This window comes from Rhodoblastus sp. (assembly GCF_041915505.1).
Classification (GTDB): domain Bacteria; phylum Pseudomonadota; class Alphaproteobacteria; order Rhizobiales; family Beijerinckiaceae; genus Rhodoblastus.
The window spans coordinates 1-10,525 of record NZ_JAYSBG010000100.1; the positions used below are offsets into that span (position 1 = coordinate 1).

The 10,525-nt window shown below is 63.5% G+C and carries 12 protein-coding genes; 10 read left to right on the plus strand and 2 right to left on the minus strand.

The window, feature by feature from the left end; genetic code table 11:
• The first annotated feature begins 188 nt into the window (after nt 1–188).
• The 3 genes from uvrC to moaD are packed head-to-tail and all read left to right on the plus strand — an operon-like array spanning nt 189 to nt 3,108.
• Nucleotides 189–2,213 (plus strand): excinuclease ABC subunit UvrC, encoded by a 2,025-nt coding sequence (uvrC, locus tag ACE3S9_RS08385; protein WP_374545993.1) that lies wholly within the window; start codon nt 189–191, stop codon nt 2,211–2,213.
• A 53-nt stretch (nt 2,214–2,266) separates the two neighbouring features.
• Entirely contained in the window at nt 2,267–2,863 is a 597-nt protein-coding gene (gene pgsA / locus ACE3S9_RS08390) for a CDP-diacylglycerol--glycerol-3-phosphate 3-phosphatidyltransferase (RefSeq protein ID WP_374545994.1), read from the plus strand.
• A complete protein-coding gene (gene moaD / locus ACE3S9_RS08395) occupies nt 2,860–3,108 on the plus strand; it encodes a molybdopterin converting factor subunit 1 (protein ID WP_374545995.1) in 249 nt (82 codons plus the stop codon). The genes pgsA and moaD overlap by 4 nt, the downstream gene beginning before the upstream one ends.
• 65 nt (nt 3,109–3,173) lie before the next feature.
• On the opposite strand, the gene ACE3S9_RS08400 is transcribed toward moaD, so the two are convergent.
• A complete protein-coding gene (locus ACE3S9_RS08400; RefSeq protein WP_374545996.1) occupies nt 3,174–4,112 on the minus strand; it encodes a tetratricopeptide repeat protein in 939 nt (312 codons plus the stop codon).
• Between the two features lie 300 nt (nt 4,113–4,412).
• On the opposite strand from ACE3S9_RS08400, the gene ACE3S9_RS08405 reads away from it, so the two are divergent.
• Nucleotides 4,413–4,877, plus strand: coding sequence for a molybdenum cofactor biosynthesis protein MoaE (locus tag ACE3S9_RS08405; protein ID WP_374545997.1), 465 nt, complete (start codon nt 4,413–4,415; stop codon nt 4,875–4,877).
• A gap of 162 nt (nt 4,878–5,039) precedes the next feature.
• Here ACE3S9_RS08405 and ACE3S9_RS08410 read toward each other — a convergent pair whose 3' ends face one another.
• Nucleotides 5,040–5,945 carry a branched-chain amino acid aminotransferase gene (locus tag ACE3S9_RS08410; RefSeq protein WP_374545998.1) on the minus strand — a complete coding sequence of 302 codons (906 nt, stop codon included), beginning with the start codon at nt 5,943–5,945 and terminating at the stop codon, nt 5,040–5,042.
• Nucleotides 5,946–6,059: 114 nt separating this feature from the next.
• On the opposite strand from ACE3S9_RS08410, the gene ACE3S9_RS08415 reads away from it, so the two are divergent.
• The 6 genes from ACE3S9_RS08415 to ACE3S9_RS08440 form a co-directional block, all read left to right on the plus strand.
• Complete coding sequence (locus ACE3S9_RS08415) at nt 6,060–6,656, plus strand: MarR family winged helix-turn-helix transcriptional regulator (RefSeq protein WP_374545999.1); 597 nt, start codon at nt 6,060–6,062, stop codon at nt 6,654–6,656.
• Nucleotides 6,653–7,387 (plus strand): response regulator, encoded by a 735-nt coding sequence (locus tag ACE3S9_RS08420; protein WP_374546000.1) that lies wholly within the window; start codon nt 6,653–6,655, stop codon nt 7,385–7,387. The genes ACE3S9_RS08415 and ACE3S9_RS08420 overlap by 4 nt, the downstream gene beginning before the upstream one ends.
• Nucleotides 7,384–8,751 (plus strand): ATP-binding protein, encoded by a 1,368-nt coding sequence (locus tag ACE3S9_RS08425; RefSeq protein WP_374546001.1) that lies wholly within the window; start codon nt 7,384–7,386, stop codon nt 8,749–8,751. Before ACE3S9_RS08420 ends, ACE3S9_RS08425 begins: the two co-directional genes overlap by 4 nt.
• 14 nt (nt 8,752–8,765) lie before the next feature.
• The gene (locus ACE3S9_RS08430; RefSeq protein WP_374546002.1) at nt 8,766–9,617 is read left to right on the plus strand and encodes a DUF1186 domain-containing protein; all 852 of its coding nucleotides are present in this window, start codon (nt 8,766–8,768) and stop codon (nt 9,615–9,617) included.
• Between the two features lie 143 nt (nt 9,618–9,760).
• Entirely contained in the window at nt 9,761–10,129 is a 369-nt protein-coding gene (locus ACE3S9_RS08435; RefSeq protein WP_374546004.1) for an ArsR/SmtB family transcription factor, read from the plus strand.
• Nucleotides 10,126–10,525, plus strand: a 400-nt coding sequence (locus ACE3S9_RS08440) for an SRPBCC domain-containing protein (protein ID WP_374546003.1), incomplete at its 3' end; no start/stop codon positions are given. The genes ACE3S9_RS08435 and ACE3S9_RS08440, both read left to right, overlap by 4 nt.

The window sequence follows — 10,525 nt, forward strand, 5'->3', positions numbered from 1 at the left end:
CAGCCCGGCGAAGGGAAGGAAGCCGCGAATGCGCGCGGATAAAGCCGCCATGGAGCCTCGCCGATCGAATTATTGACTATTCGTTAATCTCCTTGCTAGCCGTAATTATGGCGAAGGTCCAGCCCCGACCCTTTCTTAACCTTGCCGAAACCATTTCACGTTCCGGCCACGACGCCTAGATTAGCGTCATGAGTCGCCTGAAGAACCCAATCGACGCCCCGCCCGAACCCATCCTCGAAGCCGACGATCTCGCCGAGGACTTGGCCGAGGACGTGGTGGAGGCTGGCGACAGCCTTGGCGAGGAAAGCTCCGGGATCGATCTCGATCTGGAGGGCGAGGCCGGCGCGGCCTCGTACAAGCGCGGTCTGCGCGCGATTCGCGCCCATTGGAAACATGCGCCGATGGGGCCGGGCGTCTATCGCATGCTGGCCGAGGACGGCGCCGTGCTGTACGTCGGCAAGGCCAAGAGCCTGCGCCGGCGCATCGCCTCCTATACGCGGATGATCGGCCACACCAACCGCATCGCGCGGATGATCGCGCTGACCGCTTCGATGGTGTTCGTCTCGACCCGCACCGAGGTCGAGGCTCTGCTGCTCGAAGCCAATCTGATCAAGCAGCTCAAGCCGCGCTTCAATGTGCTGCTGCGCGACGACAAGAGCTTTCCTTATATCCTGCTGACGAAGGACGAGCGCGGCGCGCAATTGACCAAACATCGCGGCGCGCGCAGCCGGAAGGGGGATTATTTCGGCCCCTTCGCCAGCGTCTGGGCGGTCAATCGCACGCTCAACGCGCTGCAGCGCGCCTTTCTGCTGCGCTCCTGCGAAAACGCCTTCTACGACAACCGCACGCGGCCCTGCCTGCTGTTCCAGATCAAGCGTTGCGCTGGGCCCTGCACGGGCGAAATCGCGCCGGACAATTATGCCGAGCTGACCCGCGAGGCGCAGGACTTCCTGACCGGCCGGTCGCGCGCCGTGCGCGAGCGGCTGGCGGGCGAGATGAACGAGGCGGCGGAAAAGCTCGAATTCGAGCGCGCCGCGCGGCTGCGCGACCGTATCGCCGCGCTTGCCGCAATCCAGGGCCAGCAGGGGATCAATCCGCGCGGCGTTTCCGAGGCGGACGTATTCGCCTTGCATGAGGAGGCTGGCCAGTTCTGCGTCGAGGCGGTGTTCTACCGCGCCTATCAGAACTGGGGGAACCGCGCCTATTTTCCGCGCGCCGACAAGACGCTGGCCGCCGGCGAGGTTTTGGGGTCGTTCATGGCGCAATTCTACGCCGACCGGCCCGCGCCGAAACTCGTGCTGGTCTCGCATGAGATCGAGGAATCGGGCTGGCTGGCCGAGGCTCTGTCGGAGCGGCAGGGCCACAAGGTCGAGGTTCTGCTGCCGCAGCGCGGCGAGAAGCGCGAAATGGTCGCCGACGCCCAGAACAACGCTCGCGAGGCCTTGGGCCGGCGGCTCGCCGACAGCGCCAGCCAGATGAAGCTGCTGGAGGCGCTCGGCGCCGCTTTCGGTATGGAGAAGGCCCCGCGCCGCGTCGAGGTCTATGACAATTCCCATATCATGGGTTCGTCGGCCATCGGCGCCATGGTCGTGGCGGGGCCTCTGGGCTTCATGAAGACCCATTACCGGACTTTCAACATCAAGGGTCCGGTCACCCCCGGCGACGATTACGCGATGATGCGCGAGGTGCTGTCGCGGCGCTTTTCGCGCCTGCTCAAGGAGGCGGACCAGCCCGCGCCGGAGGATGCGGACGCTTTTCCGCAGGCGCCGGACCTGATCCTGATAGACGGCGGACGCGGCCAGTTCGAGGCGGTGCGGACGGTGCTCGATGAATTGGGCGTGACCGGCGTGACTTTGGCCTCGATCGCCAAGGGCGCCGACCGCAACGCCGGCCGCGAGAGCTTTTTCGTCGCCGGCCGCGAGCCGTTCCGGCTCGCCCCGCGCGATCCGGCGCTCTATTTCGTGCAGCGCCTGCGCGACGAGGCGCATCGCTTCGCCATCGGCACGCATCGGGCGCGGCGCAAGAAGGAATTTGCGAAAAATCCGCTGGATGAAATCGCGGGGATCGGACCCTCCCGCAAGAGGGCCTTGCTCCAGGCCTTCGGAACGGCCAAGGCGGTCGCGGCGGCGGCTCTGGTCGATCTCGAAAAGACCCCCGGCCTCTCAGTGGCCACGGCGAAGTTGGTGTTCGATCACTTCCACGAAAAGGGCTGAGCGCGCCGGAAAAACCGATTGACGCCGGGCGCTTAAAAAGCTTCCCTCCGGCGATGTTGTTCCGCCCCGGTCGCTCCGGCGCCAGCCGCGCCTTCAATCTGCCGAACATGCTGACCTTCGGCCGGATGCTGATCGTGCCGGCGGTGGTCGCCTGCCTGTTCTGGCCGGACGAATTCGCCTTGCGCTGGACCGCGCTCGGCCTGTTCGTGCTCGCGGCGGTGACGGATTTCTTCGACGGCTATCTCGCCCGCGCCTGGGAGCAGCAATCGGCGCTCGGCCGGATGCTGGACCCGATCGCCGACAAATTGCTGGTCTCGGCCGTCCTGCTGATTCTGGTCGCCGACGGCACCATCAAGAGCTGGTCGCTGTGGGCCGCCATCGTCATCCTGTGCCGCGAGATTCTGGTGTCGGGCCTGCGCGAGTTTCTGGCCGAGCTGAAGGTTTCGGTGCCGGTGAGCAAGGTCGCCAAATGGAAGACGACCATGCAGATGATCGCGCTCGGCTTCCTCATCGCCGGCCGCGCGGGCGAGGCGATCCTGCCGGGGACGACCCGGATCGGGCTCGCTTTGCTGTGGATTTCGGCGCTTCTTACGCTTTACACCGGCTGGGATTATATGAAGGCCGGCATCAAATATGTGGTCGACGAATGAGGCTCATTTATTTCGCGTCGCTGCGGGAGCGTATCGGCAAGTCGGCTGAAGAGGTCGATTTGCCGGGCTCCGTGGGCACGATCGCCGAACTGATGGATTGGCTCGCCGCGCGCGACGAGGCCTATGCGGCGACTTTCGGCAATCCGATTATCCGCGCCGCCATCGACAAGAAACACGCCAAGCCCGAGGCCAGCATCGCCGGCGCCCGCGAGATCGCCTTTTTCCCCCCGATGACGGGGGGGTAGTTTCGGGCGCCGTTTTTGGCTGAGCCACCTGAAAGGGAGGCGCGGGCCGTTTTTGTGGATGGCGCTTAGTCGAAAAGGGCGATTTCCATCGTATTTTGAGCTGAGCCGCATTTGGTAAGCGCCAATTTGGACGCTATTTCCACCACCTGCGGCCATGGCGTGCCCTGGAACGCCCGGTCTTTCGTGAAGTTGGTCAGACTATATTTTGTTCCAATCGGCTGACCGCAATTCATGATCGACATCGCATTCATCAGGATTTTGATCTGACGCATGTTGAGGCCGGACAATAGTTCCGTGACGGGCGCCTGTTCAAGCTCGATGCTTGTGATGATCTGCCTGGCCGCATTCCTGATCGATTCATTGTCGTTTTGGGCCGCCTTGCCGAACCAGTTCATCGCTTCGTCATGATCTTTCGGCACGCCTTTGCCATTGGCGTAAATGACGCCGAGAACATATTGCGCATAGGCGTTGTTGCCGTCAGCCGCCTTGCGGTACCAGTTCATGGCTTCGTCATCGTCTTCGGCGACGCCGCCGCGTCCAGCGTTGTACATGACGCCAACATAAAATTCGCCGGCGGCGTCGCCCTGATCGGCCGCCTGCTGGAACAAGGTCAAGGCCTGTTTGTCGTTGGGGCGAAGGCCCAGATCGCCATTCAGCAAGATAGCGCCGAGAGCGGATTCCGCCTTGGCGTAGCCTTGCGTCGCGGCGAGAACCTCCCATTTGACCGCCGTTTCATTATCCTGCGCTACGCCAAGTCCATAGCGATAATGCGTCGCCAGGCTATGCTGAGCCTTCGCATTGCCTTTTTCCGCGAGCGGCTTCAGCAAGTTCAGCGAGGTTGCGTAGTCCTTGTTGGAGAATGCGGTTTGGGCGTCCGCGATCGCTCCCGTGGTCGACGTCGAATCGGCGCTGAAGACAACTTTTACGAGAACGACAAGGGCCAGCCCGACGCAAAGACCGAGGCCGAGCGGCGCAATTTTTTCCCTTAAAATCTGACCGGCCATGTTCAAGTCCTGTTTTGGAAGAATGCGTCTCAGACGCGCTTGTCTTGTTTTTATTGTGAGGCGCGCGCGGTAAAAATCATTTAATTGGAGGCCTGTGCTCGTTTGTTGCGAGTGTTAATGTTGTTTGTTGGTTTCCATTGTTACTGCAAAACATCAAAAGAACTGTGAGACGCGGAAAGCATCGGGCATGGTGACCGGTTGGCCTGGCGCTTCCGGAATCACTGACCTTTCCGGGATCGGCGGCGGCGATTACACTGCCGCCCGGACCTGACCTTCTCCGAGCCTGAGCCAAACAATCGAATGTCTCATCAAAAAATCCGCGTCCAAGCCGAAAATTTCGACGCCGCCGCCGAAAGCGCAGAGCTGACGCGCGGGCGGACGGATATCGGCGCCGTAGTCAGTTTCGTCGGGCTGTGCCGCGACGAGGCCGGGACGCTCCAGGCGCTGGAGCTTGAGCATTATCCCGGCATGGCGGAGGAGGAGATCGCCCGCATCGCCGCCGAGGCCGAGCGGCGCTGGCCGCTGCTCGGCGTCACCGTGATTCATCGTTACGGCAAGATCCGGTCGGGCGAGCCGATCGTGCTGGTGCTCTGCGCCAGCGCCCATCGCGGCGCGGCCTTTTCCGCGGCCGAATTCCTGATGGATTTCCTGAAATCCCGCGCGCCCTTCTGGAAGAAGGAACATCGCGTCGACGGGAGCACGGGCGAATGGGTCGAGGCCAAGGACGCCGATGAAGCGGCGCTGGACCGCTGGCAGAAGGGCTAGGAAAAGTTGAGGGGGCTTCCCTTCTCCCCTTGCGGGAGAAGGTGGATCGCGCAAAGCGCGAGACGGATGAGGGGTTTTGCCCACGCCGGATCCCCCTCATCCGGCGCTTCGCGCCACCTTCTCCCGCAAGGGGAGAAGGAGCAAGCGCAAGCGCCGCTTGGATCAGAGCGAGATGTCGGCCGCCACCACGCTTTCGCCGGGCTCGACCGTGGCCGTATAGGCCTCGATCAGCGTGCGCGAAATGGCGCCGGGGATGAAGCGATAGGGGCCGATCTCGGCGACCGGCGTCACCTCGGCGCCCGTGCCGCAGATGAAACATTCCTCGAAGCTCGCCAGCTCCTCGGGCATGATGCGGCGCTCATTGACCTTGATGCCTCGGTCGCGCGCCAGGCCGATCACGGTCTGGCGGGTGATGCCGTTCAGGAAGCAATCGGCGATCGGCGTATGGATCTCGCCATCCTTGGTGAACAGGATGTTCGCGCCGGTGCATTCGGCGACGCGGCCTTGCCAATCCAGCATCATGGCGTCGGCATAGCCCTTGCGCTCGGCGCGATGCTTGGAGATCGTGCAGATCATGTAAAGGCCGGCGGCCTTGGAATGGCACGGCGCGGTCAGCGGATCGGGGCGGCGATAGTCGGCGATGTCGAGCTTGATGCCCTTCATCTTGGTCGCGATATCGAACATCGAGGGCCAGTCCCACACCGCAATGGCGACATGGATGGTGGCGTGCTGGGCGGCGACCGCCATCATTTCCGAGCCGCGCCACGCGACCGGACGGACATAGCAATTGGTGAGGTTGTTCTTCGCGACCACCAGATCCTTGGCGGCGATGAGTTCGTCGACCGAATAGGGGATTTCGAAATCGAGCAGTTCGGCGGAAGCCTTGAAACGCTCCGAATGTTCGCGCGATTTGAAAATGGCGCCGCCATAGGCGCGTTCGCCCTCGAACACGCAGGAGCCGTAATGCAGCCCGTGCGAGAGGACATGCAGCTTGGCGTCCTTCCAGTCTACGAGCGCGCCGTCCAGCCAGATATAACCGTCGCGCTGGTCGAAGGGCAGAACAGACATGGCAACATCCTCGCAAAACGTCCCTGAAGGGAAGGCTTGACGACTAATCCCCGACCTGAAATATGTCAATAGACCTGACATAATTTCGGCGGGACCCAGGGAGGAGCTGGCCGCATGGCTGACGCTTTGCGCAAGAGCGCGCCGCCCGGGCGCGCGCCGAAAGCGGGCGCGCCGGATGACGGCGCGTGGAGCAGGGGCGCCGAGGTCGAGCCCATGTTCGACCTGCTGGAGCTGTTCTTTTTCGCCTATCGCGATTTCGTCGCCGACGCCGATCGCGTGCTGACGCGCTATAATTTCGGCCGCGCCCATCATCGCGTGCTCTATTTCGTGGAGCGGCGGCCGGGCCTTTCGGTGGCGGCGCTGCTGGAGCTTCTCAAGATCACCAAGCAGAGCCTGTCGCGCGTGCTCAAGGATCTGCTCGACCAGAACTATATCGAGCAGCGGCCCGGCCTGATCGACCGGCGCCAGCGCCTGATGTTTCCGACCGAAAAAGGCGAGGCTTTGGCCTTGGAGCTGGCCGCCTTGCAATCGCGCCGTTTCGCCCGTGCTCTGGACAATCTGCCGCGCGGCGCGCGCGCGCAGGCGGCGGCCTTTCTGGCGGCCATGTGTGATCCTGGAACTTGTGATCCGGGCACTTGCGATCCTGGAACATGCGACCCGACGATAGGCGATCCGGGCATTGGCGATCCTGCGAAGGGAAGCGCGTCATGAGCGAAGCCGAAATCCAGTCCCTCTCCGACGATGCGCTCCATCTGCTGATCGTCGACGACGACCGCCGCATCCGCGAATTGCTCAGGCGCTTTCTGCAGGGCGAGGGTTATCGCGTGACGGCGGTGGAAAGCGCCGAAGCGGCCTATGCCCATTTGCGCGGGCTGCATTTCGACCTCATTATTCTCGACGTGATGATGCCCGGCCAGAGCGGCCTCGAATTCGCCAGCCGCATCCGCGCCGAGAACACGCCGCTCGCCGAGGCGCCGATCCTGATGCTTACCGCCCGCTCCGAGATCGAGGACCGGGTCAAGGGGCTGGAGGCGGGCGCCGACGATTATATGGCCAAGCCGTTCGAGCCGCGCGAACTCGCCCTGCGCGTCGCCTCGATCCTGCGCCGCGCCGCGCCGCGCATCGCCGCGGCGGGCGCGCCTGGCCAGAACGCGGTGCGGTTCGGCGAATTCGCCTTCGATCCCGACCGCGGCGAATTGCGCCAGGGCGACGAGATCATCCGCATCACCGAGCGCGAGCGCGACATGCTGCGCCTGCTGGTCGAAAAGCCGGGCGAGGCGGTCTCGCGCGAGGATCTCGGCGGCGGCGGCGGCGCGGCCAATGAGCGCACCGTGGATGTGCAGGTCAACCGCCTGCGCCGCAAGATCGAGGCTGATCCCGCCAATCCGCTGCATTTGCAGACCGTGCGCGGCTATGGCTACAAGCTGGCCATCGAACGATGAATGTTCTCGCCGAGACCTATGTCGCGGTGCGGCGTCTCTGGCGCGGCTTCTCGCGCTGGCTCGCCAGCGTCATGCCCAAGGGGCTTTACGCGCGCTCGCTGCTGATCGTCATCCTGCCGATGGTGCTGTTGCAATCGGCCATCGCTTTGGTGTTCATGGAGCGCCATTGGCAGATGGTGACCTTCCGCCTGTCCAACGCGGTGACGCAGGATATTGCGGCGCTGATCGACATCTATCGCGAATTTCACGGCCTCGATCCGGACAATTCCAAGCTGGAGCGGATCGCGCGCAACCGGCTCAATCTTGACGCCGAAATCCTGCCTCCCGGACCGCTGCCGCCGGCGCTGCCGACGCCGTTCTTCTCGCTGGTCGACAAGGCCATGTCGAGCGAGATCGAGAAGCAGATCCGGCTGCCGTTCTGGATCGACACCGTTGGGCGTTCGGATTTCATCGAAGTGCGCGTCGACATGGGCGATGCGGTGCTGCGCGTGGTGGCGCGGCGCAGCCAGGCCTATGCCTCCAACACCCATATTTTCATCATCTGGATGGTCGGCACTTCGGTTGTGCTGATCACGGTGGCGATCCTGTTTCTGCGCAATCAGATCAAGCCGATTCTCGCGCTGGCCGATGCGGCGGAGGAATTCGGCAAGGGCCGCGAGGTCGAGTTCCGGCCGCGCGGCGCGCGCGAGGTGCGGCGCGCGACTTACGCTTTCCTCGAAATGAAGCGGCGCATCGAGCGCGCGATGGAACAGCGCACCACCATGCTCAATGGCGTCAGCCATGACCTGCGCACGATTCTCACGCGATTCAAATTGTCGCTCGCTCTGCTCGGCAAGACGGCCGACGTGCAGGAGCTGGAAAGCGACGTCGGCGAAATGCAGCGCATGCTGGAGGCCTATCTCGCTTTCGCGCGTGGCGATATCGGCGAGGCCGCCTCGCCGACCGACATTCAGTCCATGCTCGAAATCCTGCGCCAGGAATCCGAGCGCCTTGGCCATGACACGGAAGTGGTTTATGCCGGCGCGCCGGTCGCCACCGTGAGGCCGGCCGCCTTCAAAAGGTGTCTAGCCAATCTGCTCAACAACGCCGCCCGCCACGGCGACCGCATCCGCCTCGAAGGCTCCTGCGATGAGAAATTCCTGCAGATTCACGTCGATGACGACGGGCCCGGCATTCCGCAGGAGGAGCGCGAGGCGGTGTTCCGGCCCTTCGTTCGGCTCGACGAGGCGCGCAACCAGGACGAGGGCGGCACCGGCCTCGGCCTGTCGATCGCGCGCGATATCGCCCGCTCGCATGGCGGTGAAATTTTTCTGGGCGTGAGCCCGCTGGGCGGGTTGCGCGCCAGCGTGCGCGTGCCGGTTTGAAAAGGATCTCTTCGATGAACCTGGTTGACATGGCTCTGGCCGATCTTTCCGGCGCCGAAACCTTTCCGCTCGACGCTTTGATGACCCTGCGCCAGAAATGGAGCGAGGCGCGCGGGCCCTTGCTGGAGGTGCTGAACAAATTCGCTTCCGGCGCCGACCGCTCGCCGGAAAACGCCGAAAAAGTGTTCTTCGGCCTGCACCTGCTGGCGGAAAAGCGCGAGACGGAGGCCTGGGCGCCTCTGCTCGCCGTCGCGCTGGAGGGCGAGGCGCTTTATGACATGATCGGCGACGCCGCCTCCGAAACGCTTCCAGCGATCCTGCTCAGCCTTTATGACGGCGATCTCGCCGGGCTGAAAAAACTGATCGAGGCGCCCGACGGCGACGAATGGGGCCGCGTCGCGGCGCTGGAATGTTTTTGCGCGCTCGCGGTGCGCGGCGCGTTCCCGCTGGAGGAGGCCAAAACCTATCTGGCGCAATGTTTCGAAAGCTTGCAGCCGCGCGCGGCCCATCCGGTCTGGTATGGCTGGCAGGGCTGCGTCGCCTTGCTCGGGCTCACGGAACTCGAACCTTCGGTCGCGCGCGCCTTCCGCCAGGGTTTTATCGACAAGAACGTGTTGAGCTTCGAGGATTTTCAGGCCGAGCTGCGCGCCAATCGCGCCGAGTCCGACAAGAGCGAATTGTTCGACGAGCGCGGCCTGAAGCCCATCGACGACGCGCTTGAGACGCTGGCGGTTTTTGACGAGGAAGACGAGGATCTGGAGCCTGCGGCGCCGGCGGAAAACAAATTCCGCGACATCGGCCGCAACGATCTGTGCCCCTGCGGCAGCGGCAAGAAATACAAGAAATGCTGCCTCGGCTCGGCGTAATATCGGGTTTCGGCGATTGCGACAGATCGATCGTCCGGGACCTCTCACGTTAGCTCAGCCATAGCCAAAGCTGGGGCGCGCGATCGCCGCAACATTCAACTGATCGGTTGACAATAAATTTTCGATCGCGCATATTAAACCATATGGTTGAATTAAATCCACAACGGATGGATCGGGTCTTTCACGCGTTGGGCGACGCGACGCGTCGTCGGATGCTGCGGGAGCTTTCCGGCGGCGGGCGAACGGTGAGCCAACTTGCCGAGCCGTTCGCGATGTCGCTGGCGGCCGCCTCCAAGCACATCAAAGTGCTGGAGGGCGCCGGGTTGATCCGCCGTGAAGTGCTCGGGCGCACGCATTTATGCCATCTCGCGCCGGGGCCGCTGGCCAGCGCGCACGAATGGCTTTCCTTCTACGAGCGCTTCTGGAGCGGTCGGCTCGACATATTGGAACGACTGCTGCGCGAGGACGACTCGCACGGCGCCCAGACGACGAAAAGAGGAGACGAGACATGAGCCGTCATCCGCCGATCAACGCTTATGGCTCTCTTACCGAGCCCGCCACCCTCACGATAGAGCGCGTGCTGCCGGGACCGGTCGAACGCATCTGGGCTTATCTCACGGACAGCGACTTGCGCCGCCGATGGCTGGCGTCCGGCGTCATGGGGACGGAGACCGGTTCGTCGTTCGAACTCGTCTGGCGCAATGACGAACTGACAGAGCCCCCTGGCCAGCGGCCGCCCGGTTTCCCGGCGGAACATCGCATGGAGGGGCAGATCACCGACATCGACGCGCCACGCCGTCTTTCGATCACCTGGGGCAATACTGGCGGCGTCACCTTCCAGCTCACGCCGCAAGGCGGCGACGTGCTGCTCACGATCATTCACCGTCGGCTTGGGGACCGCTCCACCA

Bases quoted from the DNA above. Each gene is read 5' to 3' on its own strand.
- uvrC (WP_374545993.1), top strand. From the start codon at position 189: ATGAGTCGCCTGAAGAACCCAATCGACGCCCCGCCCGAACCCATCCTC.
- pgsA (WP_374545994.1), top strand. From the start codon at position 2,267: ATGTTGTTCCGCCCCGGTCGCTCCGGCGCCAGCCGCGCCTTCAATCTG.
- moaD (WP_374545995.1), top strand. From the start codon at position 2,860: ATGAGGCTCATTTATTTCGCGTCGCTGCGGGAGCGTATCGGCAAGTCG.
- ACE3S9_RS08400 (WP_374545996.1), bottom strand. From the start codon at position 4,112: ATGGCCGGTCAGATTTTAAGGGAAAAAATTGCGCCGCTCGGCCTCGGT.
- ACE3S9_RS08405 (WP_374545997.1), top strand. From the start codon at position 4,413: ATGTCTCATCAAAAAATCCGCGTCCAAGCCGAAAATTTCGACGCCGCC.
- ACE3S9_RS08410 (WP_374545998.1), bottom strand. From the start codon at position 5,945: ATGTCTGTTCTGCCCTTCGACCAGCGCGACGGTTATATCTGGCTGGAC.
- ACE3S9_RS08415 (WP_374545999.1), top strand. From the start codon at position 6,060: ATGGCTGACGCTTTGCGCAAGAGCGCGCCGCCCGGGCGCGCGCCGAAA.
- ACE3S9_RS08420 (WP_374546000.1), top strand. From the start codon at position 6,653: ATGAGCGAAGCCGAAATCCAGTCCCTCTCCGACGATGCGCTCCATCTG.
- ACE3S9_RS08425 (WP_374546001.1), top strand. From the start codon at position 7,384: ATGAATGTTCTCGCCGAGACCTATGTCGCGGTGCGGCGTCTCTGGCGC.
- ACE3S9_RS08430 (WP_374546002.1), top strand. From the start codon at position 8,766: ATGAACCTGGTTGACATGGCTCTGGCCGATCTTTCCGGCGCCGAAACC.
- ACE3S9_RS08435 (WP_374546004.1), top strand. From the start codon at position 9,761: ATGGTTGAATTAAATCCACAACGGATGGATCGGGTCTTTCACGCGTTG.